The following is a 25,535-nucleotide window of genomic DNA, read 5'->3' as shown; positions in this document are numbered from 1 at the left end:
TTAGGACCGGAGACAAATCCATGGCAGACGACGCCACACATTCCGCCGCAGAGGCAGCCGGACCGGGCATGCCGCAGCTGGATATCGGGACGTTCCCGAACCAGATCCTGTGGTTGGTTCTGACGCTTACTGCGATCTATTTCATCCTGACCAAGGTGGCGATCCCGCGCATTGCGGCGGTGATTGCGGAACGTCAGGGGACCCTGACGAACGACCTTGCCACGGCGGAAGACCTCAAGCGTCAGGCGGCTGAGGCCGAGGAAAATTACAACAAGGCGCTGGCCGATGCCCGCGCCGAGGCGCAGCGTATCAGTCAAGAAACGCGCGACGAGATCCAGGCGCAGTTGCAGGTTGAGCTGGACAAGGCAGATGCCGAGATCGCGGCCAAGACGGCCGAGTCGACGGCGCGGATTGCCGAGATCCAGCAAAGTGCTGCGGCGACAGCGCAGGAGGTCGCGCGCGACGTGGCCGGCGAGATTGTGCGCACCCTGTCGCCCGGTCAGGATGTCGACACCAAAGCCATCGAGGCCGCCGTCGCGGCCCGCGCGGGGAGCTGAGGCGATGCGGAACCTGACATTGATTATGGCGGCCGCGCTGGCCGCGAGCCCGGCCTTCGCGGCAGAGGATGGTGAGAGCAAGTACGGTCTTGTGTCGCTGTTCAACACCGACTGGACCGTATTGATCGGCTTCCTGCTGTTCCTTGCGATCATCTTCTACTTCGGCGTGCCCGCGATGATCGGCGGCATGCTCGACAAGCGGGCCGAGGGCATCAAGGCGGAACTCGACGAGGCGCGCGCGCTCCGCGAAGAGGCGCAGACGCTTTTGGCCTCCTACGAGCGCAAGGCGCGTGAGGTCGAGGACCAGGCCGGTCGGATCGTGACCGAAGCCAAGGCCAATGCCGAAGCTGCGGCGGAACAGGCCAAGGCCGATATCGCGAACTCCATCACCCGGCGGTTGGCCGCGGCGCAGGAGCAGATTGCCAGCGCCGAGCAAAAAGCCAGCCGCGCGGTGCGGGATCAGGCGGCGTCGGTTGCGGTCGCAGCGGCGGCGCAGGTCATCGCAGGCAGTACCAAATCGGCGGATCAGAGCAAGCTGATCGATGACGCGATTTCCGAGGTCGAGCGGCAGTTGCACTAAGCGCGGCCCATCGGATGAATTAGAAACCCCCGCCCTGATCCGGCGGGGGTTTTCGTTTGGGCGCGGGGTACGGGGCGCGGAGTACGGGGCGCGGTTAGCCGTGTTTGGCGGCGTATGTCGGGAGGAGATCCCCCGGTGCGCCGGTCGCGGCATAGACGCCACGCGCGATGGCCCGCGACAGGCACAGCGCCGCGAGGTGACCAAGCAGAAGCGGGTCGGCTTCTGTCTCGGCGACGCCGGTCGCGGCGGCGAATACCAGATCGCCATCCATGGGCGTATGGCTGGGGTAAATCGCGCGGGCCATGCCGTCGTGCGCCGCAACGGCCATGCGCGTCGCCTGGGCCTGGGTCAGGGCCGCGTCGGTGGCGACGATTGCGATGGTGGTGTTGGCTCGATCCCCGCCCTTGACCGGCGGGAGGGCTGCGGCGTCGAAACCGGGTGCCGGACCGAGCCCGCCGAATTCGTCGCCGAATTCATAGGGCGCCGCCCAGAAATGCGGGCCGTCGCCGACGGTGACCCGCCCCAACGCGTTCACCGCGACGAGCGCGCCCACCGTGACGCCGCCCACTTTGGCAGAGGCCGATCCAAGCCCACCCTTGAGATCCGCAATCAACGCACCGGTGCCCGCGCCATGGGAGCCGAGTTGAAACGTGTCGGCGGCATGTGCGAGGGCGGCTGCGCCGAGGCGTTTGTAGGGGTTTTCCGGCCAGTCCTTGTCGCCGCCATTGATCAAATCGAACAGGATTGCGCCGGGCACGATGGGCACGACCTGATCCCCGACGGCAAACCCGCGCCCCCGACTGCGCAGGGCATCGGCGACACCGGAGGCCGCGTCGAGCCCGAAGGCGGACCCGCCCGACAGGACCAGCGCGTCGGCTTGCTGCACCAGTTTGTCGGGGGCAAGCAGATCGGTTTCGCGGGTGCCCGGCGCGCCGCCCATGACATGCACGGCGGCAGTGAAAGGACGATCTCCGATGACCACGGTGGCCCCGGTCTTGAGGTGCGCGTCCTGGGCGTTTCCGACGCTCATACCCGCGACATCGGTGATCAGGTTGCGGGGGCCGGGTTGGATCATGTCGGGGCCTGCGTCAGGTGGGGGACAGTGCCGCGAAACTGGCCGAGGGGCCTGAGGCGCGCGGTCTGCGGGAAGGGGCAATCGAGGCCCGGATGGGCGGCGGGCAGGATCAGGACGAGGGTGGTGTCGGAGGGCAGGTCGGGAACGGGCGCGAAATAGGCCGACAGCCGCGCCGCATGGTTGGTCTGGATCACCTCGACATGACTGAGGTCGAGATCGGGCGCGACATCGAGTAAATGGGCAAAGACCAACGGTTGGCTCGCAAAATCGCCCGAGAACACGGTGATGTCGGCGGGTAGGTTGTGGCGGGTGAAGGTGGTCATCGGGGCACCTTTCGGAACGGGTGTCAGGTGTCGGGTGTGCTTTTTGTCTCGAACCCAATGTGGCGCAAACGCGGGGTGTCGTGGAAGTGGAATTCGGTGTCGTTGAGGGCCGCCACGGGGATCAGGATCAGCGCGTCCGATGATCCAAGTCGGCGCAGGACGTGATCGCGCGCGTTCTTGTCGAAATACTCGGACAAGCGCGGGCGGATCTGATCGCCCATCACAGCGTCTATTTTCGAGGTGTCAATCGAGGCCTCGGGCAGGTCGAGGTTGATCTGTTCGGGCCCGTATTCGGTCACGGGCCGGAAGCAATAGGCGAACATTTCTTCTTCGGAGGCGAACCGGCCCGCAAACAGATGAATGCGCGCGGGATCGCTTGCCGCATTGCCGGAGCGCCCGAACCGGCGGTCGCGCCAAATCCGGTAGAGCAGCCACGGGAATGACCCGATACTGGCGTGATATTGGCGCCTGAATTCCCTCATATGCAGCGGCCCCCGTCCACTTCCAACGCGACACCGGTGATCATCGAGGCGGCGTCGGAGCACAGGAAGGCGGCCGCTTCGCCCATGTCCTGTGGCTGGCTGAAGCGGCCAAGTGGGATCGTGGCGAGGAATTTTTCGCGCATCTCAGGCGTGTCTTCGCCCATGAAGGATGCCAGAAGCGGCGTTTCGCCCGCCACCGGGCAGAGCGCGTTGACGCGGATGCCAGAGGGCGCAAGTTCGACGGCCATGGTCTTGGTGGCGGTGATCATCCAGCCCTTCGACGCGTTGTACCAGTTGAGCTGCGGACGCGGGGAGAGGCCCGCGGTGGAGGCGACGTTGAGGATCGCGCCGGTGTTCGCGGCCTTCATGTGGGGGATGATTTCGCGCGCGGTGAGGTAGACGGACTTGGCATTCACGGCCAGGACGCGGTCGAATTCGTCTTCGGTGACGTCTTCGAGATTGGCCTTTTTATGGGTGATGCCCGCGTTGTTCACCACGATGTCGATCCGGCCCCATTGATCGAGCGCGGCCTGCGTCATGGTGCGGACCGATGCGCCATCGGAGACGTCCGTGCGGATCGCCGCGCCGCCGATCTCGCTGGCGATTGCGACGGCGGCGTCCTCGTTGAGGTCGGCCACCAGAACGGAGGCGCCTTCGCGCGAAAACACCCGCGCGATGCCCGCGCCAAACCCCGATGCGGCGCCGGTGACGATTGCCGTCTTGCCTTCAAGTCGCAGCATTTGCGGCCTCCTGAGTTGCCCGGTGTTGGTCGATTTTGCGCGCGCGGCGCATGGGGAAGATGGCCGCGATCAGACCAAGCGCACCGCCGAGGTAACTGGCGTCATGCATGAAACCGGCGCGCAGGAAATCGCTCCGCGTGGGGCCGTCGCGCAACGTCAGATAGGTGTCGAGCAGGCCGGTGGTTTCGGCGATCATCCCGCCGACCAAACCGGTGAGCGCACCAAAGGTGGTCAGCAACACGACGACAAAGATGGCGCCAAGCCCGGCGGCTAGATAGGTGCGCGCCTGGGGCACGGCAAAAAGCCCGTAAAGGAACGCGGGCAGGCCGATAAGGGGCCCCATCCACCAACTGGCCTGCACGCCCACAAGGGCGGCGCCGAGGCGGGGGGAGACATCGCCCGCAATGCCAAACTGGTCGAATTTGAACGCGGTGAAATAGGTCGGGCCGACGCTGTAGCTGAGCTGATTATGCGCCGCCCCGAACAGCGCCGCGGCCAAAGCAGCCAGCCCCAGCAGCAGGAAAAAGATCGGAAATTTGCCCATGATGCGCCTCCCTCAGCATCGACGCTAAACCGGTCGCCCGGCCCCGTCCATGCTTCGCGCGCGCCTTCTTTGCTTTGAAAAATACCTCGGGGGAGTCGCCTTTGGCGACGGGGGCAGCGCCCCCTGCGATTTTCCCTGGAAAATCGCCATCGGCGGCGCGCAATGCGCGGCGCAATCCCTGAAGCTTCTTACCCGTGATGGGCCGCGACGGTCTTGAGGGTGGTGAAGGCATAAAGCGCCTCGAACCCCTTTTCGCGCCCGTGTCCGGAATGACCGACCCCGCCGAACGGCAGCTCCACCCCACCGGCGGCCCCGTAATTGTTGAGAAACACCTGCCCCGCCTGCAGGCGCTTGGCGAGCCGCATCTGCCGTCCGCCATCGGCGCTCCAGACCGAGGCGACAAGGCCGTATCGCGTGCCATTGGCGATGCGGATGGCGTCGTCTTCGTCGTCGAACGGGATCAGGACCTGCACGGGGCCGAAAATCTCGTCCTGGGCCAGAGGATGGTCGGGGGTGAGGTGGCCCAAAAGCGTGGGCGCGATGTAGTTGCCGCCCTTGGGCAAGCCGCCGGGCAAAGGGGCTTGGGCCAGGATCTGGTCGGGCGTGGCCATGGCCAGAAACCCGTCGACGATTGCCTTTTGGCGGGCGGAGACGAGGGGGCCGACATCGGCATTGTCCATTGCGGGCGCGATCTTGAGGGCGGAGATGGCATCCGACAGGCGGTCGGCGAGGTCGTCGTGGATGTCGCGATGCACAAGGATGCGGGAGCCGGCTGAGCAGGTCTGGCCCGCGTTCTGAATGCCCGCGTTCACCAAAAACGGCAGCGCCTTGTCGAGGTCGGCGTCGGCGAAGACCAGTTGCGGGGATTTGCCGCCCAATTCCAGCGTCACCGGCACGATGTTGTCGGCGGCTGCGACCTGCACGCGCTTGCCGGTCGCGACCGATCCGGTGAACGACAGATGCCGTACGCGGGGCTCTGCGGTCAGCGCTGCGCCCGCCTCGGCTCCGAGGCCCGGCACGACGTTCAAGGCACCGGAGGGCAGGCCCGCCTGGGCCGCGAGATCGGCGAAGGCCAGCGCAGTCAGGCAAGCCTCTTCGGCGGGTTTCAGGACGCAGGCGTTTCCAGTGGCCAGCGCCGCGCCGATGGAACGCCCGATGATCTGCATCGGGTAATTCCACGGGACGATATGGCCCGTGACGCCGTGGGGTTCACGCAGGGTGTAGACGGTGAAGCCTTGCTGGAAGGGGATGGTGTCGCCGGTGAGTTTGTCGGCCGCGCCGCCATAAAATTCGCAATAACGCGCCAGCGCCATGACATCGTTTTGCGCCTGTCGCAGGGGTTTGCCGACGTCCATGGCCTCCAACGTGGCGAGTGCGTCCGCGTTTTGCAGGACCAGATCGCCAAGCCGGAAGAGGATGCGGCCCCGCTCAGCGGCGGTCATGGCGCCCCATGCACCCGACAGCGCGGCTTCGGCGGCGTCCACGGCGGCGGCGATATCGGCCTGCGTGCCGCGCGCGATGCGGGCGATTTCCGCGCCGGTCGACGGGTCCACGACCGCAAGGGTGTCGCCGCCCAAAGGCGCGCGCCATGTGCCACCGATGAAGACCCGAGCGGGGTCGAACCAGAGCGGAAGGGATGTCATGCGGGGATCTCCAGTTTCGGGGCCGAGGCCAGCAGGGCGCAGGTGTAGGGATGGGCGGGGGTGTTGAACACTTGCTCGGTCTTGCCCTGTTCGACGATCTCGCCGGCCTGCATCACCAGTACGCGGTCGGTGATGGCGCGCACGACGGTCAGGTCATGGGAGATGAACAGGTAGCTGAGGCCGAAGCGGGTTTGCAGATCGGCCAGAAGGTCGAGGATTTGCGCGCGGACCGACACGTCGAGCGCGCTGACGGCCTCATCGAGGACCAGCAGTTTGGGCCGGGTGATCAGCGCGCGGGCGATGGCGATGCGCTGTCGCTGACCGCCGGAGAATTCGTGGGGGTATTTGAAAGCATCATCGGGCGACAGGCGCACGGCGTCGAGCGCCTCGGCTATGTCGGTTGCGGCGGGTTTGCGCGACAGAAGGTGGAACGGCTCGGCAATGATGCGATCGACACGCCAGCGGGGATTGAAGCTTGCGTAGGGGTCTTGGAACACGACCTGCATATCGGCGCGGTTTTCGCGGGGCATCTGCGGCGACACGGGGGTGTCGTTGAGCGTGATGGACCCGGAGGTGAGCGGATCGAGGCCAAGAATGGCACGGGTCAGGGTGGATTTTCCACAGCCGCTCTCGCCAACAAGGCCAAGGCTTTCACCGCGTTTGATGGCAAAGCTGACCCCGTTCACGGCCTTGACCGGCGGGCCGCGCCGAAAGCCCGCGCGCGCCCCGGGGTAGTGTCGGTGGATGTCGTCGACGCGCAGAATGGCGTCAGGCGTGGCGGTGCCGTCGCGGTCGGGGCGATGCGAGGAGGCGGCAAAGAGTTTGCGGGTGTAGGGGTGATTTTGGTCGCGCAGGACATCGTGCGTGTGGCCCTGTTCGACGATGCGGCCGCGTTCCATGACGGCGATGCGGTCGGCCATGTTGGAGACGACGGCAAGGTCATGGGTGATCAGCAGGAGCGACATGTTTTCCTCGGCCACCAGATCGCGCAGCAGGTCGAGGATTTGCGCTTGGGTGGTGACGTCGAGGGCGGTTGTGGGCTCGTCCGCGATAAGAAGGCGGGGGTGCAAAGCGATGGCGGCGGCGATGCAGACGCGTTGGCGTTGGCCGCCGCTGAGTTCATGGGGATAGCGGTCGAGGCCGATATGCGACAGGCCCACCCGGTCAAGGCGGTTGCGGGCGATATGGCGGGCTTCGGGGCCTTGGGCCTTGCCGTGGATTGTCAGCACCTCGGCGACCTGATCGCCGATGGTCTGCACCGGGTTGAGGGCAGTCATCGGTTCCTGGAAGATCATCGAGATGTCATTGCCGCGCAGGGTGCACAGGGTCGCCTCGTCGAGTGACAGCAGGTCGGTGCCGTCAAGCCGAGCATGGCCGGAGGCCTGCATCACACGCGGCAGCAGGCCCATCAGCGACAGGGCGGTCATGGATTTGCCCGAGCCGCTTTCACCGACAAGGCCGAAGATTTCGCCCGCGCCGATGGTCAGGGACACATCGCGCAGGATGTCGGTCGTGCCGATCCGCACGGACAGGTTGCGGATGTCGATCATTCCCGCGCCCTCCGCAGTCGGGGGTCGAGCGCGTCGCGCAAGCCGTCGCCCAGAAGGTTGAGGCCGAGCACGAGGATGACGATGGCGAGGCCGGGCAGGACCGCCAGCCAGGGGTCGGAATAGATCATCGTCTGGCTTTCGCTGAGCATGCGGCCAAGCGAGGAGGTGGGCGGTTGCGCGCCGAGGCCCACGTAGGACAGGCCCGCTTCGGCCAGGATGCCGAGGGAGAACTGGATCGTGGCCTGCACGATCAGCAGGTTGGCGATGTTGGGCAGGACGTGTTCGGCGCTGATGCGCGCGCGGGATTTTCCGGCGGTTCGCGCGGCGAGGATGTAGTCGAGCGTCCAGATCGGAAGCGCGCCGCCGCGCGCCACACGGGCGAAGACGGGGATGTTGAAGATCCCGATGGCAAGGATCGCGTTGGTGGCGGACGGCCCCCAGATGGCGGTGATCAGGATGGCGATCACAAGCGAGGGAAAGGCAAAGATCAGGTCATTGCCGCGCATGATGATCTCATCCAGCAGCGAGCCGCGATTGGCGGCGGCGGCAAGGCCAAGCGGTACGCCGAGGGTGACGCCGATGCCCACGGCGACGATGGCCACGGCGATGGAGGTCCGCGCGCCTTCCATTAGCATGGAGACCATGTCGCGGCCGAATTGATCGGTGCCAAGGGGGTGTGTGCCGGACCAACCTTGCAGGCGGTTGGAGATTTGCAGGTTGGTGATGTCGTATGGGGTCCAGAACAGCGAGATCAGCGCGATGGCGGCATAGATCCCGGTGATCGCCGCCCCGAGGGCGAGGGCTGCGGGGAGGCGGGTCATTTGCGGCGCAGTCTGGGATCGACGAGGGCGTAGGCGATGTCGACGAGGAAGGTGACGGTGATCACGGCGAAGACCAAAAGCATGGTGACGGATTCCACGACGACGAGGTCGCGTTGGGTGATGCCCTGGAACACCAGCCGTCCGAGGCCGGGCAGGAAGAAGACGTTTTCGATGATGATGGCCCCGGCGAGCAGGAAGCTGAATTGCAGGCCGATGATGGTGAGCACGGGGATCAGGGCGTTGCGCAGGGCGTGGCGGCGGATCGTCTGGCCGCGGGTGAGGCCACGGGCGCGGGCGGTGCGGATGTAATCCTGATCGAGCGTTTCGATCACGGCGGAGCGCATGACGCGGGCGAGGATGGAGGCTTGCGGCAGGGCGAGCGCGATGGCGGGCAGGACCAGCGATTTCAGCGCGGGCCCCGGTTGATCCCAGCCGGGGAAGCCACCGGCAGAAAAGAGCGAAAAGGTGACAGCGAAGAGCAGGACGAGCAGCATGGCAAACCAGAAGTTCGGCACGGCGATGCCCAGTTGGGTGACGCCCATGATCGCGAAATCGCCCGCTTTTCCACGGTTTGTGGCGGCGATGATCCCGACCGGGATGGCGATCAGCGTCGACAGGATCAGCGCGAAGATCGCGAGCGGAAGCGACACCCAGATGCGATCGGCAATGAGTTCGGAGACCGGCACGCGGTAGGTATAGGAGGTGCCGAAATCGCCGCGCAGCATGCCGGTGACCCAGCTTAGGTAACGCTCGGTCAGGGAACCGCCGAGGCCAAGCTCGGCGCGCAGGTTGGCAATCGCCTCGTCGGTGGCGTTGAGCCCGAGCATGAAGGCGGCGGGGTCGCCGGGAATGACCTCGATCACCGCGAAGATCACGACGCTGGCCACGATCAGGCTCAGGCTCAGCGACAGGGCGCGGATCAGCAGGTAACGCAACATGGGCGGCAGGGTATGACGCCGCCGCCAGAGGGGCCAGAGCGGAGTTTGCCGTGTTGTGGGTGGTTCAGTCGGGGTCGATCTGGGCGCCGTCGACTTCGATGCCATCGGCGACCTCGGTGTCGATGACGGAGACAAAGCCATCGCCGTCATCGTCCTGGACCGCTTCGATGCCCAATGCGCCGCTATCATTGCCCACGGTGGCCGAGCGCAGGATGACAAGGTGCAGATCGCCGTCATCCTCTTCCTCGTAGACGATGCCGACGCCGCCGTTGTTGATCAGCTCGGACGTGGTGACAGTTCCCACCACATCGCCAAGCCCGCTTTCGGAGATCTTGATCGCGTCGTCGACATTATCTGCGGCGAACACGAACACGAAGGCGGCTTCGACATCGCCCAGACCGGCTTCGTCGAAATCGAAACCCTCGTCGAAATTGCCGGTCATGGCGGTGCCGTGGAAGGTGGCTACGATGTCGCCGGGGCCGTCTTCGTCGATGTCGAACCCATCATCGACGTCGATGCCGAATTCATAGGCCTCGACGCTGCCGTCATCGTAAAGGTCGACGGCGCGCTCAAAACAGCCATCGTCAGGCGAGCCGGTGACGGGGGCGGGGATCGTATCGGCGGGGGCCTGGCCTTCGTCGAATTCGGCTTCGGGGCGGTCTGGCAGGAAGGCGGCCAAAAGGGCCGGGTCGCAATAGGCACCGTTGCCGTTGAACCCGCCGCCCGATGCGGTTGCGTGAACATCGCCGGCCTGCCCTTCGTCAAGCTCGACACCATCGGCGCCGACCCCGTCCACGATCAGGCCAGTGGCCTCAAAACGGATATCACCGGGACCGCGTTCATCGACGCGGATGCCGTCCGCATCGAAGCGGCCAAAGGCCGTGTCGCGCAGCACGACGTCCATCAGGGACAGGGATATGCCTGCGTCGGAGCCGCCGCCCTCGCCCCCTTCGCCGCCGCCGCATTCTTCGGCCAAAGTGCAATCGGAGATGTGGATGCCATGGCCCGCGGTGCCCGAAACCTCGACCGCGTTGAGGTGCACGTGGACCATGCCGGTCGCGTCTTCTGCAACGTCGACCAGAAGGCCGGGCGCGCCGACCGGGCCCTGCGACTCGATGGAATAGCCGCCCGTGCCCAGAAGGCGCAGGTGGTTTATGGCAAGGTCTTGGGTGCGCGTGGTGGTCAGGATCGCGAAGTCGCCAGAGGCGCGGATCGCCTGCCCCCGCCCGGTGAGCGCGAGCGGGTCGGCGCCATCATAGAACAGTGGCGCGGTCAGGGTGATGTCCTGATCCGTTGCGATGAAGATCGTATCCGGCCCTGTGTTGCGCGCGGCGGCGGCTTCGAGGGCTTCGCGCAGGGTGCCATCGCCGCTGTCGGCGGGGGAGGTGACGAAAAAGCTGTCGGCGAGGGTGGGCAGGGGCAGGGCGAGTGCAAAGGCCAGCGCGGTTGTGCCCAGAAAGCGGGTCATGGTCATATCGGAACGTCCCCCATCGCGGAAAAACCTGTGTGTCCTGTGCGGTCTAGGCCGCCTTTGTGAAGCCAGCATGACACAGGTGCGCGGAGGATAGCGACGGGGTTTTTTTGTGCCTGCGGTGGGGTCGCAAAGAAAAAGGCCCGGTCGCGGGGACCGGGCCTTGCATGAGGAATGCGTCAGGTCATTGCGTCCAGCTGACGCCGGTCAGATCCACGGCCTGGGTGGGCGAGTTTTCCCACAGGCCTTGGATGTTGGCATTCGCCACACCGGTCTTGGCGAGTTGGAACAGGTAGGCGTTGACGTAGTCGTTCGAGATCATCTCCTGCGCTTGCCGCAGGATCGCGCTGCGCGCCTCTGGGTTGGTCTCGGCGTTGAGCTGCTCCATCAGGGCTTGGAACGCGGCGCTGTCGTATTGGAAATAATACTCGGGCCGGGCATAGATGTTGATGTCGGCGGGTTCGGTATGGCTGACGATGGTCAGGTCGAAATCGTAGCCGCGGAACACCTGTTCAAGCCATTGCGCCCATTCGAGGTTGGTGATTTCGGTTTCAATCCCGACATCGCGGAGCTGGCTGGCGATGATTTCACCGCCGCGCCGGGCGTAGGTGGGCGGTGGCAGCATCATGCGCAGGGTGAGGTCTTCGACGCCCGCCTCGGCCAGCAATTCGCGGGCGCGGTCGGGGTTGAACTCTGAATTTCCGGTGAGGTCCATGTAATCGGGATTGTGCGGCGCGAAATGGGTGCCGATGGGCGTGCCATAGCCGAACATGGCCCCGTCGATGATATCCTGACGGTTGATGGCGTGGGTGATGGCCTGGCGCACGCGGATGTCCTGCAGGGCCTCGGCGCCGTTGTTCATGGCAAGGATCGTCTCGCCCTCGGTCGAGCCGACGATGACGTTGAACTGCGGGTTGCCGTCAAATTGCGCGAGCGTCTCGGGCGCGGGAAAGACGGGGAAGGCATCGACGTCGCCAGCCATCATCGCGGCGAAGGCAGCGTTGGGGTCGGAGATGAAGCGGAAGGTTGCGGTCTCAAGCGCCACGGGCTCGCCCCAATAGGCGTCGTTGCGGGCCAGCTCGATGCTGTCACCCTGCCGCCATTCGACGAAGCGGAACGGGCCGGTGCCGATGGGGGTGGTGGCGTTGGTGTCGGCGCTGGCGGGATCGACGATCACCGCGTCGCCCCAGGCCATGTCGAACAGGAACGCGCCGTCGGGCCCATCGAGTGTGATGATGACGGTGGTGTCATCGACGGCCTCGACGCTGGTGATATTGGCGAAAAGCGCGGCTTGGGCGTTGGTCGTATCCTCGGCGCGGGCGCGGTCGAGGGAGAAGACGACGTCTTCAGCGGTCATGGCTTCGCCGTCGTGGAACGTGACGCCCGGGCGCAGGGTGAAGGTGTAGGTGGAGCCGTCTTCGGAGATGTCCCAGCTTTCGGCCAGCGCGGGCAAGATCGCACCGTCGGAGCCGAAGCGGGTCAGGCCTTCAAAGATATTCGCGTAGGTCACTTCGTCGATGGCGGCCGCGGCCCCCCCGGTCGGATCGAGCATCGGCGGTTCAAGCTGCATGCCGATGGTGATGTCGGTCTGCTGCGCGAGTGCGGCGCTTGCGCTTAGCGCCAGTACGGCGGCGGACAGGCGAAGGTGGCGGGTCATGGGTCGTCTCCCTGTGGTCGTGTTTTGCCCATTGTTGCGCAGGGTTGGGGCGGATTCCTACCGAAAAGTGCCGGATGCCGTGTCACACGGGTCTGCCCATGGATTGGGCAGCGGGGCAGATTCCTGTGGATAGATGCCGGGATCGGTCGGATTCTGACATCGGACCTCAGGCGAATCGCAGTAATTGTAACGACGGGACACATTTTCGAGATGCGCAGTTTGGGGGCAGCCATATGCCGAAATCGCAAGAAATCCTATCTCTGCGTCGCGACCAGGTGGCGGCGTTCATTCAGGATCAGACCAGTGCGCGGACGTTGAGCGATGTGATCAGGCAACTCAACGATGATCTGATTGCGGGCGATGCCGCCGCACGGGAGCAGGCCGCGCAGGCGTTGCAGCATCTGGGCTTTGTCGAATACGCCTGAGCCGGGTCAAAGCAGCAATTCCGCCAGCGTAAGCGCCATGACCTTGGCGCTGTCTTCCATATCCTGCACGCCGACCGATTCGTCGGGTTGATGTGCAAGGTCAAGGATGCCCGGCCCATAGGCAATGCAGTTCTTCAATTTACCGATACGGTCGATGTGTTTCTGGTCGTAGGTGCCCGGTGATACGACGAAATCGGCCTGTTTTTCCAAAACCTTGGCAATCGCGGCTTCGACGGTTTTGACCACGGGCGCATCGCGGTCGGTCATGGTGGGGGTCACGGAGAACAATTCGGTCAGCTCGTAGTGGAAATTCGGGCGGGCGGCTTTGACCTTTTCCAGCACGGCCTCGATCTCGGCGCGGACTTCGCCTTCGTTTTCCTCGATCAGGTAGCGGCGGTCGATTGTAATCTTGCAGCGGTCGGGTACGCAGGCGGAGGGAAAGCCGGTGTAATCGGCGTCCTGCACCGGCTCGCCGCCGTGGATCGCGTTGATGTTCATCGTCGATTGCCGCGCGCCTTCGGGCACGACCGGCATGTCGGTATGTTTGGTGGCCAGAAGCGGGAACAGCGTGCGCTCCATCTCTTCAAGGACGGCGCCCATATGGCGTACGGCGCAATCGCCCAGGAACGGCATGGAGCCATGGGCGATGCGGCCGTGGGTCTCGATCTCGGCCCACCAGACACCACGATGGCCCAAACAGATGCGATCCTTGTTGAGGGGTTCGGGAATAATGACATGCTGCACACGGGCGGGGTCGAAATAGCCCTGTTCGGCAAGGTAGGCCACGCCGCCGTAGCCACCGGATTCCTCGTCGGCGGTGGCGCTGATCTCGACGGAGCCGTTGAAGGTGGGGTGGGTGGCGATAAAGGCCTCGGCGGCGATGATGGAGGCCGCGAGCCCGCCTTTCATGTCGCACGCGCCGCGTCCGTAGATCTTGCCATCTTCCATCTCGCCGCCGAACGGATCCTTGGTCCAGCCGTGGCCCACGGCGACGACATCATGGTGGCTGTTGAAATGTACGCATTCGCCCGGCCCCCCTTCATACCGCGCCACGAGGTTCCAGCGCGGATAGGTTGTGCTGTCGGCGGGGGCCCCTTCGGCGCGGATCATCTCGACCGAGAAGCCGTTTTGCCCAAGACGCTCGGCGAGATAGCCGCAGATCTCGCGGTAATTGCGGCCGGGAGGATTGAGCGTCGGGATGCGGATCAGCGCCTGCGTGAGGGTGATCAGGTCGTCCCGGCGGGCTGTGACGGCATCGAGGAGGGTCTGTTCGGTCATCGGTCAAATCTGCGCCGCGCGTGATCTGGCCGCAAGCCCTGCCAATCCGTGGCGATCCGTCCTATATCCGGGGCAAGGGCAAGCGTGGAGGCAAGAATGCTGGGATTGGGGCGCATCGCGATTGTGATGATGATCGGGCTGACCGTGGTTTACGTGTGCATGTTTTATTACCTGCGCTCGGGGGCCCGGATGCGGCTGGAAGAGGATTGGGTGCAGGCCGGGCGGCCCGACACGCGCGAGGCCTGGGTCGATGCACGTATCGCGCAGGCGGCGTCGCGCATAAGGGTGTGGCTTGTCATCTGCGTCTATGTCATTCCCGTGGGCGGATTGGTTGCCTTTGTGGCGATGACGAACTGAAGGAGCGTCCATGCGTTGGGCCCGGATCATATTCCTGCTGATCGTTTTCACGATCCTCGGTGCATTCCTGCATTATACGCTGCCGCAGCGCGACGTGGTGCGGATCGTCGACACGCAGCTGCAATTGACGGAAATCTCCGGGTGGAGTGCGTGGTTCTTCGCGCAATCAGATAGTGGCGCGGACGGCACCTCTGTGCAGCGCGATGTGCGCATCATCAGCGCGGTCCGGCCCGATGAGACGCCGATCGATTTTCGCAACGAGGATACCGGCATTTTCGGTTGGCCGCCCTATTTCAAGATCGACAGTCAGGATCTGCAGACTGAGGCGCAGGATTTGCGGTCCAATCGCGAGGCGCCGGTTTGGGTCGCGATCACCCATTATGGATGGCGCAGCAACCTTTTGTCGTCCTATCCCAACGCGCTTTCCATCGAGCGGGTCGAGGGGCCGGATGTGACCTTGATCCCGTGGATGCCGATTGTGATCCTGTTGGTCTTTGCGGTGATCCTGTTCATGATCTGGCGGATATGGGAACGGTTCGAGGATCGCGTGATCCTGCCGATTGTCGATGCCGTTTCGGTGCGATGGGCCAAGGTGAAGGACCGGCTTTCCGGGCGCGGCTGAGGTTATCGAAAAAACAGCGCGGCTGCCGCCGCATTGTTATTTCCGGCCTGTGGCTGATCAGAGCCTGTTGAGCGGGCGTCAGGCGCGTTGCAGGCGGTCCGAAGCCTCCGGCGGAGGTTTTTTCAGCAAGATGAAAAGGGGCGCCTATTCGCCGTAAGGCACCCAGATGGTTTTGGTTTCCGTGGCCTGAGCGAGGGCGATCCTTGGATCGAGCGTCGCCCAATCGGGGTTTCCGGCGTGGTTGATCCAGGTGCGCTTGAGGTTCTGGGCGCTGCCTTTTTCCATCGCGGTTGGATCAGCATGCGGAGAGAACGACCAAAGTGCGTCGACATTTGCATGGCTTGCGAGTGTCGGGGCAAGGTCGGCGTGCCGGCCGGTGACGATGTTTACCACGCCGCCAGGGACGTCGGAGGTGTCGAGCACCTGGTAGAGGTCCGTTACGGTCAGCGGGGCGGCTTGGCTCGGAACCAGCACCATGCGGTTGCCCATGGAGAGCGCCGCTGCGAGGAGGGTCGCAGACCCAAGGAGGGGGGCGTCGTCCGGCGCAAGCGCCGCTATGGTGCCGACGGGTTCATGCATCGCCAGCGCGATGCCGCGGATCGGAACGCCTTTGGCGGCCCCGTCGTATTTGTCGGCGAAGGCGGCGTAGGTGAAAAACGTATCGAGCGTGGCGGCGATCTCGGCCTTGGCTTTGGCGGCGGAGATAGCGGTCAGGTCGCGCAGGCGATCTTCGAACTCGGGCGCGCGGGCCGAGAGGTTTTCGGCGAGGTAAAAGAGGATTTGCGCGCGAAGGTGGCCGGTGGTTTGGGACCAACTTTTTGCGCCAGCAGCGGCTTCCACGGCGTTGCGGATGTCTTTGCGGTTGCCCAAGCCGGTATGGCCCAGAAGCGTGCCGGATTTCGCGTAATGTGCCCGGCTGTAGCCGCCGTCGGGGCGCGCCTGTCTACCGCCGATATACATCTTCGCGGTGCGGTCGAGCGAGTCGGTTTTCGGGGTTTCGGGCGGCGGCGGTACGGGCAGGACCTTGGCGGGTGATAGCTTGTGCGCGGGTTTGAGATAAGCGCTCAGGCCTTCCCATCCGCCTTCGCGCCCGAACCCGCTTTCGCGCACACCGCCGAAGGGAGCGGCGGCGTCAAAGAGGTTCGTGGCGTTCACCCAGACCACGCCAGCGGCCAGCTTGGGCGCGACATCCAGTGCCAGGTTCAGGTTCTCTGTCCAAAGCGTCGCGGCGAGGCCGTAGCGTGTGTTGTTGGCGACATCCACGGCCTCCGCCGGTGTGCGGAAGGTGGTCGAAACGAGGACAGGGCCGAAGATTTCCTCCTGCATCAAGGGGTCGGCGGTGTGCAGCCCGGTGATCAGGGTCGGGGGATAGAAGCATCCGATTTCGGGCAAGCTTGCCGGGGCCTGGAAGACATCGCCCGTCGTCGCGCTGACCATGTCGGTGATCGCGGCGTGCTGCACCGGGTCGACGATGGCGCCGACGTCGATGCATTTGTCCATCGGGTCGCCGATGCGCAGGTTGGCCATGCGCGCCTTGAGGCGGCTGTGGAAATCCTCGGCGATGCCTTCCTGCACCAAAAGGCGCGATCCGGCGCAGCAGACTTGGCCCTGATTGAACCAGATCGCATCGACCAGACCTTCGATGGCGCTGTCGATGTCGGCGTCCTCAAACACGATGTAGGGGGATTTGCCGCCAAGCTCCAACGTCAGCGCCTTGCCCGTTCCGGCCGTTTGTTCACGGATCCGGCGGCCGACGGCGGTGGAGCCTGTAAAGGCGATCTTGTCGACGTCGGAGGCCACCAGCGCCTCGCCCGTGTCGCCATCGCCGGTGACGATGTTCACGACGCCAGAGGGCACGCCTGCCTCAAGACAGATCTCGGCGAAGACCATCGCAGAAAGAGAGGTGTATTCGGCGGGTTTCAGGACGACCGTGTTCCCCGCGGCCAGTGCTGGCGCGATTTTCCAAGCCAGCATCAGAAGCGGGAAGTTCCAAGGGATGATCTGGCCACACACACCCATGGGCGCGTGTCCGGGCATTTCGCTGTCGACCAATTGGGCCAGGCCCGCGTGGTAGTAGAAATGCCGGATCGCCAGCGGCACGTCGATGTCGCGGCTTTCACGGACGGGTTTGCCGTTGTCGAGTGTCTCCATCGTGGCGAGCAGGCGGGCGTGCTTCTGCATCAGGCGCGCGATGGCATAAAGCACGCGGGCGCGGGCGTGGCTGTCCTTTGCCCATTTGGGTTGCGCTTTTCGGGCGGCTGTGACGGCCCTCGCGACTTCCTCGGCGGTTCCTTTGGTGACACCCGCCAGCTTTTTACCAGTGGCCGGATTGTTGGACGCAAAGTCATCGCGCCAAGGTCCCCATTTGCCCCCGATGAAATGGCCCGCAATACCGCCCCGATCGGACAACCATTGCAGTGCTTCGGCGGCGGATTCAGGGGCAAGGCCGTAATCCATGGTCTCGAAAATCTCTGCGGTGGTCATGGGGCGTCTCCGAGGGGTAGGCCAAGATTGGGGCCGAGGAATATCGCGACCAAGATCAGCGCCATCAAGACGATGACCGTTATCAGGTAGGCACGGGTGGCTTTGGCCGTGACTTCGGCCAAGGGTTGAAAGCGCGATGGCAATTCGGCGCGGCGGGTTTTGTCGCCATAAAGCGCGCGAAACGTTTCCAGGTCCTTTGCAGGCATCTCGTTGCGCAACTGCCGCGCGCGCCGGAAAATGGGAATGGAAACCAGCCATGTGATCGCTGCAAAAAGGGCGAAAGCGATTGTCAGTGGGGAGAGCAGTGTCATTGGTCTCAACTTCCGATCAAGAGATATGCCGCGATGGATACCGCGCTAGTCATTGCCGCCGTGACCGTGACCGAGCGCGCGCGGTCTGAAGCTTCTGCGACATTGCGAAACTGTTCGGGCATGTCGGCGCGGTTTTCCGTTTTGCGGTACTTCGTGTGGAAGGTGCGGGCCTGATCCACGGTCAGTTTCAGGGCTTCTTCCTTGAGCGGGCGGTTGGCGCGGAGCGTCAGCCAGATGGAGACGCCGACGACGATCAGAAGGAGGATGAGGTTGAAGTTTATGGGCATCCATTAAGGTCCGAGAAAAAGCCAGGCAGGCAAGCTAAGCACGAATATCAAAACGCAAATTATGCGGGCCGTCTTAAGCAGCCTTCTAAGTGGTTGAAGTTCGTCTCTAGCATCGGCTGTTGCTTTTGGAAGCATGGACGAGACGATGATTGAAAACAGAAACACGCCGTTGGCGAGTGCCGCCCACATAAGAATGAATCCACCATTCAACGAAATCATAAGTCTACCCAATCGGATGTCGCCAGCCAGCCGAATAGGCCCCGGTGACGTGGTGTTCCAACTGCCGCTCGATATCGCCCAGTAGGCTCGACGCACCGAAGCGGAAGAGATCGGGGTGGAGCCAGCGGTTTCCCAACTCCTCTTTCATCAGGCTGAGGTAGACGAGGCTGTCTTTGGCCTTGGAAATTCCCCCCGCCGGTTTGTAGCCGACCTTGAAGCCGGTGCGCGCCTCGAACGCGCGGATGGCGCGGATCATGGTGAGGGAGACGGGCAGGGTCGCGTTGACGCTTTCCTTGCCGGTGGAGGTCTTGATGAAATCCGCCCCCGCCATCATGCACACGAGCGAGGCCTTGGCGACGTTGCGCAGGGTGCCAAGCTCTCCGGTCGCAAGGATCGCTTTCACGTGGGCATCGCCGCAGGCGGCGCGGAACGTCCGCATCTCGTCGTAAAGCGCCTGCCAGTTCCCGGTCAGCGCGTGTCGGCGGGAGATGACGATGTCGATTTCGTCGGCTCCGGCGGCGACGGACATCTCGATCTCCTTCACGCGCAATTCAATCGGCGAAAGGCCCGCCGGGAAGCCGGTGGAGACGGCGGCGACGGGGATGTTTGTGCCGTCGAGCGCCTCCACGGCCACCTCGATCATGTCGTGATAGACGCAGACCGCGCCCGTGGTGATTGCCGGAAGGCTAAGCGCGTCGAGGATATCGGCGCGCACCGGTTGGCGGGCCTTGGCGCAGAGGCGTTTGACGCGACCCGCCGTGTCATCCCCCGACAAAGTGGTGAGGTCGATCAGCGTGATCGCCTTGGCCAGCCAGGCGGCTTGGTGGGTCTTTTTGACCGAGCGCCGACCCGGAAGCGTGGCCGCACGGCGTTCGATGGCCGAGGTGTTGGCCTGCACGGAGGCGACCCAGTCGAGGTCCAGCTCTGTGCCAGCGTTGCGGGGCAGGTGGACCTGCGGCAGCTGTTCTGCGGCGGTTGTCGTCGCGGTATGGTGGAGCGTGTCGGTCATCGGAAGGCCTTGCTGCGCGTTGCGCTCAGCGTCTCATGGGGCGGCTGCGAAGGCAAGGTTGACCAAACGGTCAAATTTTTGCGGTTGGCCGGGTGCGGGGTCATAAACGGCTGAGCACCAAGCCTGCCGCGACCAGGGCTATGGCGGCGATCCGGGTCCAGCTGATCTCGCGGACCTGAAGGCCGAACGCGCCGATTGCGTCCAGAAGCAAGGCTGCCGCCAATTGCCCGAAGATCAAGGCTGCGACCATGGTGAGCACGCCCAGTGTGCCAACCGACCAGACTGCCGCCCAGACATAAACAGCCCCGAGCGCGCCGCCGACCCAAGCCCACCAGGGTGCAGAGGCCATTTGGCCCGCGCTTGGAACTGCGCCGCGCAGCATCACGATCAGCGACAGGGCAATCGCGCCGACGATGAAGCTGATGGCGGCGGCTGCGACAGGGTCCCCGACATGTGATCCGAGGCGGGCATTGATCGGGGCCTGCGTGGAGATGCAGGCCCCGCCCACGGCGATTGCGATCAGGGCGAAAAGGTATTGGCTCGACATGGGGCCTCCGAGTTTGGGTCCGGCGACGATGCGCGCGGTGGGCGGAATTGCCAAGAGCGCGCGCGCGGGCTAGGACCGCGCCAACAGGGGGTGCTGCCATGTCATTTGACCGTTCCATCAAGATCGCACCGTCGATCCTTGCCGCAGATTTCGCCAACTTCGGAGCCGAGGTCCGGGCCGTTGAGGCGCAGGGCGCGGATTGGATCCATATCGACGTCATGGATGGGCATTTTGTGCCGAACCTGACGTTCGGGCCGCCGATGGTGAAGGCGTTGCGGCCCCATGTGAGCACGGTGATGGACGTGCATCTGATGATTGCGCCGGTCGATCCGTATATCGAGGCTTATGCCGATGCGGGGGCCGATATCCTGACCGCACATGTGGAGGCCGGGCCGCATATTCACCGCACGCTGCAGGCGATACGCGGCGCGGGGATGAAGGCGGGTGTGGCGCTCAACCCCGGCACATCTGCTGGGGCGGTGGCGCATGTTCTGGAGTTGTGTGACCTGATCTGCGTGATGACTGTGAACCCCGGCTTCGGCGGGCAGAGCTTCATTGATATGAGCGCCAAAATCGCCGAATTGCGTTCCATGATTGGTGACCGCGAGGTGCATATCGAGATCGACGGTGGTGTCGACGTCGCCACCGCGCCAATTGTAGCGGGTGCGGGCGCGGACGTTCTGGTGGCGGGTTCTGCGGCGTTCCGGGGCGGCTCGGTCGAGAACCCGGCCCCCTATGGCGAGAACATCCGGGCGATCCGGGCGGCTGCGGGATGAACAAGGACGCCGCCACCACCCATGACGCGCTGGAGGACCCGCGTAACGCTGACATCGGGATCTATGTGAACGGCGAGATCGTGCACCGCGATGATGCCAAGGTGTCGGTTTACGACAGCGGGTTCATGTTGGGCGACGGCATGTGGGAAGGCCTGCGGCTCTACGACGGGGTCTGGGCGTTTTTCGACGCGCATATGGATCGCTTTTTCGACTCGTGTAAGGCGGTGAACCTTGATGTGGGGATGGATCGGCAGGGGATTTTCGACGCGATTGAGATGACCCGCGCGGCGAACGGGATGGAGACGGATGTCCATTGCCGGCTGATGCTGACGCGGGGGGTGAAGGTGCGCCCGTTTCAGCACCCGTCGCTGAGCCGCTCGGGGCCGACGCTGGTCATCATCATGGAGCATTCGAAACCGGTGAACCGGTTGCAGGGCGCGGGGATCCGGCTGGCCACTGTGCCGCAAGTGCGTGGGCTGCCGATGAGCCAGGATGCAAAATACAATTCGCATTCCAAGTTGAATTGCGTGATCGCCTGCCTTCAGGCCGAACAGGCCGGGGCGGACGAGGCGCTGATGCTGGACCCGCATGGGTTCGTGAACACGACGAATGCCTGTAACTTTTTCATCGTGAAGAAGGGCGAGGTTTGGACCTCGACCGGCGATTACTGCATGAACGGGGTGACGCGGGCGAAGGTGATCGAGCTCTGCCGTGCGGAGGGCATTCCGGTGTTCGAGCGGAACTTTTCACTTGTCGATGTGCACGGCGCGGAGGAGGCGTTCTTGACCGGGACCTTCGGGGCGCAGACACCGGTGGCGAGCCTTGATGGTCAGCCAATCGGGGAAGGGTCGCGCGATATGACCACACGCCTTCAGGGACTGTACAAACGGGCTGTGGCGGATCATGTCGGCGCGGTAAAGGCGGCGCGCGGCGCCTGATACTTCGCCTGTTGGTCTAGCCGATATACCGGCGTTCGATGCCAAACCCCTGAAAAACATCCCAAGTCTGGAACACGGCACGCGTCGTGTGCGATGAAACGAGCGGCGTCACGGCGGGGTCGTTTCAATAATAGAAAGGCGGATCCGAAGACCCGCCCCCCGCTAAAATGCGGCGAGGGCTGCAGACGCAACCCTCGCCTAACAAATCCCTACCCCGGTGCGAACAGGGCTCCCCCCAGAACAAACCGAAACAGGTTGAATGTTACTCATAACTGACCGCAACACGCGGTTACAGACACTGGTACACACAGCCCCTGCTCAGAGCATTTGCTGCAGGTGCACAATAGCGGAAGAAGGGGGGCTTCGGCTACCTGACCAAAAGGTCATGTCTATTGGCACAATGCGCAACAACGCACCCGTCTGGCGTACATTGTTTCGCAATTTAAAACCGAACTGCGGTTGTCTTTGAGATCTATTGCCAAAGGGGCAACAATGACCCGAGAAAGCCCGTTTTCGTGACGGATTGGCGCAAAAAGCCCCCGCGCCGGTTATGCCGGGGCGGGGGCCTGTTCTTGGGTGAGAGTGGTCAGGACGCGGTTGGGCCCGCTTCGAGCACATCTTCAAGGGTCCGCAGGCCCGTGCGTGGCGCCTGAACCAGCACCGACATATTGCCGGGCTTGTGCTCGTTGCGCAGCATTTTCATATGCGCATCAGGCAGTTCGGCCCAGGGGAAGACCTCGGACATGCACGGGTCGAGGCGCTGCTGGACCATGAGGTCATTGGCGGCCGAGGCCTGCTTGAGATGGGCGAAATGCGAGCCCTGCAAGCGCTTCTGGTGCATCCACATGTAGCGCACGTCGAAGGTGCAGTTGAACCCGGTGGTGCCCGCGCAGATCACGACCATGCCGCCCTTTTTGCAAACGAGGGTCGAGACCGGGAAGGTCGCTTCGCCGGGGTGTTCGAACACCATGTCGACGTTCACGCCCTTGCCTGTGATGTCCCAGATCGCCTTGCCGAACTTGCGGGCTTCCTTGAACCATTCGGCGTATTCGGGTGTGTTCACGGTGGGCAATTGGCCCCAGCAGTTGAAATCCTTGCGGTTGATCACACCCTTGGCGCCGAGGCCCAGAACGAAGTCACGCTTGGTTTCATCGGAGATCACGGCAATGGCGTTGGCACCGGCGGTGTTGGCCAGCTGGATCGCGTAGGAACCAAGGCCCCCGGACGCGCCCCAGATCAGGACGTTCTGGCCGGGTTTCAGGTCGTGGGGCTCATGGCCGAAGAGCATCCGGTAGGCGGTGGCCAGCGTCAGCGTATAACACGCCGCTTCCTCCCAGGTGAGGTGCTTGGGGCGCGGCATGAGCTGCTGCGCCTGCACGTTGGTGAATTGCGCGAAGGAGCCATCGGGGGTCTCGTAGCCCCAGATCCGTTGGGACGTCGAGAACATCGGGTCGCCGCCGTTGCAATGCTCATCATCGCCATCGTCCTGGTTGCAATGGATCACGACTTCGTCGCCGACCTTCCAGCGCTTGACCTTGTCACCAACGGCCCAAACGATGCCCGCCGCGTCGGAACCTGCGATGTGGTAGGGTGCGCCGTGGCCGTCAAAGGGCGAGATCGGCTGGCCGAGACCGGCCCATACGCCGTTGTAGTTCACGCCAGCGGCCATCACGAGGACGAGCACTTCGTGGCTGTCGAGCACCGGTGTGTCGACCACTTCGACCTCAAACGCCTTGTCGGGCTCGCCATGGCGTTCGCGGCGGATGGTCCAAGCGTACATCTTGGGCGGCACGTAGCCCATGGGGGGCATTTCGCCCATTTCGTAGAGGTCCTTCATGGGCGCGTCGTAGGGGGCGTCGGCTTTGGGGGCGTCAAGGGCCATGTTTGTCTCCGTCATCAAGTTTCTCCGGCGGGCGATGCCGCGCTGCGGAATCAATTGCTGCTGTTGCGAGGAATATTGGCGGTCGCGCAACAATGCAATCGGAAAGTGGTATTTTGGGTAATTTTATGTCGCCTTGAGCGGTGTCACGACCGGCGGGTCATCATGCCCCTGAAGCCATTCACGGATCTGGCGGGCAAAGGCTGCGGCCTTCGGGTTCCCGCTGTAGGCCGTTTCCAGAGGAATTTCTTCGCGGTCGGCCAAGATGAACGCGACGGTTTGGCATTCATCCCCGCTATGCACGCGGACATCCGCAAGATCGGAGAACGCAATTTCGCGCGGTGTGCTGCGCAGGAGCGTGCGCCGCGTGATCGTCAGGGTCCGGGTTGTGGCATCCAGCGCGACATGGTCGGCGGCGTTCTTGAAGAGGCCCCAAACGCCAACCGCCACGAACAGCAAGCCCATGAACAGCGCGAAGACGTTCACGGCCGCAAGCATGTTTTGGCCCGCCATCATGATGGTGAAGATGGCACCCCCGCCAAGAAAGAACGCGAAAATGATATCGGCGATGATCTTTCGGCGGCTTATGATGACGAGGCGCTGCGAGGTGTTTTCGGTGATTTTCACTCCGCCGCGTCCTCCAGCCGCTCATTGTCCAGAAGGTGCGCGACGCTGGCGGCGTAATACGCGATCACGGGTTGGCCGCGTTCGGTGATCTCGACAACGGCGGGATCTGTATCGCGGTCGATGAAGCCTCGCTCTTCCAGTGACCGAAGGCCAGCTTCGACCGTGTAGTGGAGGTCGTCACGGGCCAGGTGGATGCCGGTGCCCTTCATCTCGGCCCGGGCGATGCGAGTGGCGATGGCGGCGTCCAGCTCGGCGCTGGTGCGGGCCCCATCGCGCAGCGCATGAGCGACCAGCGGCACGGGCGTCACCGGGACCACGGCGGCGATGCGCGACATGAGGTCCTCGCCCAAGGCCTGCGGCGGGTCGAGCAGGTCCTGGGTCATGAACTCTGCCAGCGAAAGGGGCGCGCCAAAGGAGACGGCGGCATAACCATAACGATGGAACTTGCCAGTGATCCGGTGCCAGATCTGACGCCGCAGATAGCGGTAGATCGGCAGAAGCGAGAAGCGGAAGCCTGCGGTGCCACCGGTCTGCGCGGCGATCAGGTTCCGGTCCTCCATCACGCGGTCGTAGTTCAACGCAACCGGCACGAAGACGACATCGCGCGATACGCCGGGCGTGAAGCCATCGAGAATGTAGGAGATCAGCCCGAGCTTCGGTTTGCCCAGACCCCCGGTCCGCGAAAGCCCGCCTTCGGGAAAGACGGCTTGGGTGACGCCATTTTCGGTGGCCATTTGTACGTAACGGGCAAGCACCTTGCGGTAGAGCGGGTTGTTGTGGCGGCGGCGGATGAAGTAGCCGCCCATCGCGCGCACAAGGGACCGCAGGGGCCAGACACGGGCCCATTCGCCCACCGCATAGGCCAGCGCGGAGCGTTCGGCGACCAGCCAGGTGACCAGCACATAATCCATGTTCGAGCGGTGGTTCATCACGAAAATGACGGTACTGTCGGTGGGGATCTTTTCGAGCGCGTCGTCATTGGGATTGGTCAGGCGCACGCGATAAAGCGATTGGCTGAGCCAGCGCGCGGCGCGCGTCCCGAACGCGAAATAGGTGAAAGCCGAGAAGCCCGGTACGATTTCGCGGGCGTAACGTTCGGCTTTTTCGGCGGCGACATCCTCGCGGATCCGATTGTCGCGGGCGTGTTCGTGGATCGCTTCGGCAACCTTTGGATCGAAGAGAAGGCGGCGGACTGTATCGGTGCGGCGCGCGAGCTTGAATGGCTGGATCGGGCGTTTGAGACGCTTGTTGAGCTGCGTCACCGCGTTTTCGAGGCGACGGCGCAGGAACCACCGCACGGATGGGAAAAGGAAATGCGACGCGAAGGTGACCGCCGCGAAAAGCAGGATCAGCACAAAGAGCCAGAGCGGTAGGGTGACCGGCGCGTTCATGGGC

At 63.9% G+C, this 25,535-nt stretch carries 27 protein-coding genes; 7 read left to right on the top strand and 20 right to left on the bottom strand.

The features are described 5' to 3' along the window. Positions 1-20 precede the first annotated feature (20 nt). Positions 21-557: a F0F1 ATP synthase subunit B' gene (locus tag V8J83_RS14625; protein WP_339987173.1), complete on the top strand. Its 537-nt coding sequence runs from the start codon at positions 21-23 to the stop codon at positions 555-557. 4 nt (positions 558-561) lie between these two features. Continuing rightward, positions 562-1,137, top strand: a complete 576-nt coding sequence (locus tag V8J83_RS14620; protein WP_339987172.1) for a F0F1 ATP synthase subunit B — start codon at positions 562-564, stop codon at positions 1,135-1,137. 94 nt (positions 1,138-1,231) lie between these two features. Here V8J83_RS14620 and V8J83_RS14615 read toward each other — a convergent pair whose 3' ends face one another. The 11 genes from V8J83_RS14615 to V8J83_RS14565 form a co-directional block, all read right to left on the bottom strand. Continuing rightward, entirely contained in the window at positions 1,232-2,209 is a 978-nt protein-coding gene (locus V8J83_RS14615) for a P1 family peptidase (RefSeq protein WP_339987679.1), read from the bottom strand. After that, positions 2,209-2,535 (bottom strand): hypothetical protein, encoded by a 327-nt coding sequence (locus V8J83_RS14610; RefSeq protein WP_339987171.1) that lies wholly within the window; start codon positions 2,533-2,535, stop codon positions 2,209-2,211. The genes V8J83_RS14615 and V8J83_RS14610 overlap by 1 nt, the downstream gene beginning before the upstream one ends. Before the next feature lie 23 nt (positions 2,536-2,558). Then, positions 2,559-3,017: a hypothetical protein gene (locus V8J83_RS14605; protein ID WP_339987170.1), complete on the bottom strand. Its 459-nt coding sequence runs from the start codon at positions 3,015-3,017 to the stop codon at positions 2,559-2,561. Then, entirely contained in the window at positions 3,014-3,754 is a 741-nt protein-coding gene (locus tag V8J83_RS14600) for an SDR family oxidoreductase (protein WP_339987677.1), read from the bottom strand. The genes V8J83_RS14605 and V8J83_RS14600 overlap by 4 nt, the downstream gene beginning before the upstream one ends. Continuing rightward, positions 3,744-4,301, bottom strand: a complete 558-nt coding sequence (locus V8J83_RS14595) for a hypothetical protein (RefSeq protein ID WP_339987169.1) — start codon at positions 4,299-4,301, stop codon at positions 3,744-3,746. Before V8J83_RS14595 ends, V8J83_RS14600 begins: the two co-directional genes overlap by 11 nt. A gap of 188 nt (positions 4,302-4,489) precedes the next feature. Then, positions 4,490-5,944: an aldehyde dehydrogenase family protein gene (locus tag V8J83_RS14590; RefSeq protein WP_339987168.1), complete on the bottom strand. Its 1,455-nt coding sequence runs from the start codon at positions 5,942-5,944 to the stop codon at positions 4,490-4,492. Further along, on the bottom strand, positions 5,941-7,494 hold the full coding sequence (locus tag V8J83_RS14585; protein ID WP_339987167.1) for an ABC transporter ATP-binding protein: 1,554 nt from the start codon (positions 7,492-7,494) through the stop codon (positions 5,941-5,943). Before V8J83_RS14585 ends, V8J83_RS14590 begins: the two co-directional genes overlap by 4 nt. Then, on the bottom strand, positions 7,491-8,315 hold the full coding sequence (locus V8J83_RS14580; protein WP_339987166.1) for an ABC transporter permease: 825 nt from the start codon (positions 8,313-8,315) through the stop codon (positions 7,491-7,493). The genes V8J83_RS14585 and V8J83_RS14580 overlap by 4 nt, the downstream gene beginning before the upstream one ends. Further along, a complete protein-coding gene (locus V8J83_RS14575) occupies positions 8,312-9,253 on the bottom strand; it encodes an ABC transporter permease (protein WP_339987165.1) in 942 nt (313 codons plus the stop codon). The genes V8J83_RS14580 and V8J83_RS14575 overlap by 4 nt, the downstream gene beginning before the upstream one ends. Positions 9,254-9,317: 64 nt before the next feature. Beyond that, on the bottom strand, positions 9,318-10,727 hold the full coding sequence (locus tag V8J83_RS14570; protein WP_339987164.1) for a hypothetical protein: 1,410 nt from the start codon (positions 10,725-10,727) through the stop codon (positions 9,318-9,320). A 181-nt stretch (positions 10,728-10,908) separates the two neighbouring features. Continuing rightward, entirely contained in the window at positions 10,909-12,381 is a 1,473-nt protein-coding gene (locus V8J83_RS14565) for an ABC transporter substrate-binding protein (RefSeq protein WP_339987163.1), read from the bottom strand. Positions 12,382-12,614: 233 nt separating this feature from the next. Between V8J83_RS14565 and V8J83_RS14560 the strand changes: the two genes are divergently transcribed. Further along, positions 12,615-12,806 carry a hypothetical protein gene (locus V8J83_RS14560; RefSeq protein WP_339987162.1) on the top strand — a complete coding sequence of 64 codons (192 nt, stop codon included), beginning with the start codon at positions 12,615-12,617 and terminating at the stop codon, positions 12,804-12,806. A gap of 6 nt (positions 12,807-12,812) precedes the next feature. Here the strand turns inward: V8J83_RS14560 and V8J83_RS14555 are convergent, their stop codons facing one another. Beyond that, positions 12,813-14,084: an acetylornithine deacetylase/succinyl-diaminopimelate desuccinylase family protein gene (locus V8J83_RS14555; protein WP_339987161.1), complete on the bottom strand. Its 1,272-nt coding sequence runs from the start codon at positions 14,082-14,084 to the stop codon at positions 12,813-12,815. Positions 14,085-14,180: 96 nt separating this feature from the next. Between V8J83_RS14555 and V8J83_RS14550 the strand changes: the two genes are divergently transcribed. Then, positions 14,181-14,441: a hypothetical protein gene (locus V8J83_RS14550; RefSeq protein WP_339987160.1), complete on the top strand. Its 261-nt coding sequence runs from the start codon at positions 14,181-14,183 to the stop codon at positions 14,439-14,441. 10 nt (positions 14,442-14,451) lie between these two features. Further along, the gene (locus tag V8J83_RS14545; protein ID WP_339987159.1) at positions 14,452-15,063 is read left to right on the top strand and encodes a DUF1523 family protein; all 612 of its coding nucleotides are present in this window, start codon (positions 14,452-14,454) and stop codon (positions 15,061-15,063) included. Positions 15,064-15,207: 144 nt separating this feature from the next. On the opposite strand, the gene V8J83_RS14540 is transcribed toward V8J83_RS14545, so the two are convergent. The 5 genes from V8J83_RS14540 to V8J83_RS14520 form a co-directional block, all read right to left on the bottom strand. After that, entirely contained in the window at positions 15,208-17,547 is a 2,340-nt protein-coding gene (locus V8J83_RS14540) for an aldehyde dehydrogenase family protein (RefSeq protein ID WP_339987158.1), read from the bottom strand. After that, a complete protein-coding gene (locus tag V8J83_RS14535; RefSeq protein ID WP_339987157.1) occupies positions 17,544-17,858 on the bottom strand; it encodes a hypothetical protein in 315 nt (104 codons plus the stop codon). The genes V8J83_RS14540 and V8J83_RS14535 overlap by 4 nt, the downstream gene beginning before the upstream one ends. 5 nt (positions 17,859-17,863) lie before the next feature. Further along, entirely contained in the window at positions 17,864-18,145 is a 282-nt protein-coding gene (locus V8J83_RS14530; RefSeq protein WP_339987156.1) for a hypothetical protein, read from the bottom strand. Between the two features lie 223 nt (positions 18,146-18,368). After that, positions 18,369-19,373 carry a deoxyribose-phosphate aldolase gene (gene deoC / locus V8J83_RS14525; protein WP_339987155.1) on the bottom strand — a complete coding sequence of 335 codons (1,005 nt, stop codon included), beginning with the start codon at positions 19,371-19,373 and terminating at the stop codon, positions 18,369-18,371. Between the two features lie 100 nt (positions 19,374-19,473). After that, positions 19,474-19,920 (bottom strand): DMT family transporter, encoded by a 447-nt coding sequence (locus V8J83_RS14520; protein ID WP_339987154.1) that lies wholly within the window; start codon positions 19,918-19,920, stop codon positions 19,474-19,476. Positions 19,921-20,018: 98 nt separating this feature from the next. On the opposite strand from V8J83_RS14520, the gene rpe reads away from it, so the two are divergent. Both rpe and V8J83_RS14510 read left to right on the top strand, forming a co-directional pair. Further along, positions 20,019-20,696, top strand: a complete 678-nt coding sequence (gene rpe, locus V8J83_RS14515; RefSeq protein WP_339987153.1) for a ribulose-phosphate 3-epimerase — start codon at positions 20,019-20,021, stop codon at positions 20,694-20,696. Then, positions 20,693-21,634, top strand: coding sequence for an aminotransferase class IV (locus tag V8J83_RS14510; protein WP_339987152.1), 942 nt, complete (start codon positions 20,693-20,695; stop codon positions 21,632-21,634). The genes rpe and V8J83_RS14510 overlap by 4 nt, the downstream gene beginning before the upstream one ends. Positions 21,635-22,220: 586 nt before the next feature. Here V8J83_RS14510 and ccrA read toward each other — a convergent pair. The 3 genes from ccrA to V8J83_RS14495 form a co-directional block, all read right to left on the bottom strand. Then, complete coding sequence (gene ccrA / locus V8J83_RS14505) at positions 22,221-23,516, bottom strand: crotonyl-CoA carboxylase/reductase (RefSeq protein ID WP_339987151.1); 1,296 nt, start codon at positions 23,514-23,516, stop codon at positions 22,221-22,223. Between the two features lie 123 nt (positions 23,517-23,639). Then, a complete protein-coding gene (locus tag V8J83_RS14500) occupies positions 23,640-24,140 on the bottom strand; it encodes a hypothetical protein (RefSeq protein ID WP_339987149.1) in 501 nt (166 codons plus the stop codon). Next, positions 24,137-25,531 (bottom strand): 1-acyl-sn-glycerol-3-phosphate acyltransferase, encoded by a 1,395-nt coding sequence (locus V8J83_RS14495; protein WP_339987148.1) that lies wholly within the window; start codon positions 25,529-25,531, stop codon positions 24,137-24,139. The genes V8J83_RS14500 and V8J83_RS14495 overlap by 4 nt, the downstream gene beginning before the upstream one ends. Positions 25,532-25,535: the final 4 nt, after the last annotated feature.

This window comes from Gymnodinialimonas ulvae, from assembly GCF_037543845.1.
GTDB lineage: Bacteria > Pseudomonadota > Alphaproteobacteria > Rhodobacterales > Rhodobacteraceae > Gymnodinialimonas > Gymnodinialimonas ulvae.
The sequence above is the reverse complement of the archived record's forward strand: the minus strand, read 5'-3'. Positions and strand labels throughout refer to the sequence as shown.

Coding starts and splice junctions, on each gene's coding strand:
- V8J83_RS14575 (WP_339987165.1), bottom strand. CDS start 9,253: ATGTTGCGTTACCTGCTGATCCGCGCCCTGTCGCTGAGCCTGAGCCTG.
- V8J83_RS14530 (WP_339987156.1), bottom strand. CDS start 18,145: ATGCCCATAAACTTCAACCTCATCCTCCTTCTGATCGTCGTCGGCGTC.
- V8J83_RS14545 (WP_339987159.1), top strand. CDS start 14,452: ATGCGTTGGGCCCGGATCATATTCCTGCTGATCGTTTTCACGATCCTC.
- rpe (WP_339987153.1), top strand. CDS start 20,019: ATGTCATTTGACCGTTCCATCAAGATCGCACCGTCGATCCTTGCCGCA.
- V8J83_RS14550 (WP_339987160.1), top strand. CDS start 14,181: ATGCTGGGATTGGGGCGCATCGCGATTGTGATGATGATCGGGCTGACC.
- V8J83_RS14540 (WP_339987158.1), bottom strand. CDS start 17,547: ATGACCACCGCAGAGATTTTCGAGACCATGGATTACGGCCTTGCCCCT.
- V8J83_RS14610 (WP_339987171.1), bottom strand. CDS start 2,535: ATGACCACCTTCACCCGCCACAACCTACCCGCCGACATCACCGTGTTC.
- V8J83_RS14595 (WP_339987169.1), bottom strand. CDS start 4,301: ATGGGCAAATTTCCGATCTTTTTCCTGCTGCTGGGGCTGGCTGCTTTG.
- V8J83_RS14560 (WP_339987162.1), top strand. CDS start 12,615: ATGCCGAAATCGCAAGAAATCCTATCTCTGCGTCGCGACCAGGTGGCG.
- V8J83_RS14565 (WP_339987163.1), bottom strand. CDS start 12,381: ATGACCCGCCACCTTCGCCTGTCCGCCGCCGTACTGGCGCTAAGCGCA.
- V8J83_RS14585 (WP_339987167.1), bottom strand. CDS start 7,494: ATGATCGACATCCGCAACCTGTCCGTGCGGATCGGCACGACCGACATC.
- V8J83_RS14590 (WP_339987168.1), bottom strand. CDS start 5,944: ATGACATCCCTTCCGCTCTGGTTCGACCCCGCTCGGGTCTTCATCGGT.
- deoC (WP_339987155.1), bottom strand. CDS start 19,373: ATGACCGACACGCTCCACCATACCGCGACGACAACCGCCGCAGAACAG.
- V8J83_RS14580 (WP_339987166.1), bottom strand. CDS start 8,315: ATGACCCGCCTCCCCGCAGCCCTCGCCCTCGGGGCGGCGATCACCGGG.
- V8J83_RS14520 (WP_339987154.1), bottom strand. CDS start 19,920: ATGTCGAGCCAATACCTTTTCGCCCTGATCGCAATCGCCGTGGGCGGG.
- V8J83_RS14495 (WP_339987148.1), bottom strand. CDS start 25,531: ATGAACGCGCCGGTCACCCTACCGCTCTGGCTCTTTGTGCTGATCCTG.
- ccrA (WP_339987151.1), bottom strand. CDS start 23,516: ATGGCCCTTGACGCCCCCAAAGCCGACGCCCCCTACGACGCGCCCATG.
- V8J83_RS14620 (WP_339987172.1), top strand. CDS start 562: ATGCGGAACCTGACATTGATTATGGCGGCCGCGCTGGCCGCGAGCCCG.
- V8J83_RS14570 (WP_339987164.1), bottom strand. CDS start 10,727: ATGACCATGACCCGCTTTCTGGGCACAACCGCGCTGGCCTTTGCACTC.
- V8J83_RS14510 (WP_339987152.1), top strand. CDS start 20,693: ATGAACAAGGACGCCGCCACCACCCATGACGCGCTGGAGGACCCGCGT.
- V8J83_RS14625 (WP_339987173.1), top strand. CDS start 21: ATGGCAGACGACGCCACACATTCCGCCGCAGAGGCAGCCGGACCGGGC.
- V8J83_RS14535 (WP_339987157.1), bottom strand. CDS start 17,858: ATGACACTGCTCTCCCCACTGACAATCGCTTTCGCCCTTTTTGCAGCG.
- V8J83_RS14605 (WP_339987170.1), bottom strand. CDS start 3,017: ATGAGGGAATTCAGGCGCCAATATCACGCCAGTATCGGGTCATTCCCG.
- V8J83_RS14555 (WP_339987161.1), bottom strand. CDS start 14,084: ATGACCGAACAGACCCTCCTCGATGCCGTCACAGCCCGCCGGGACGAC.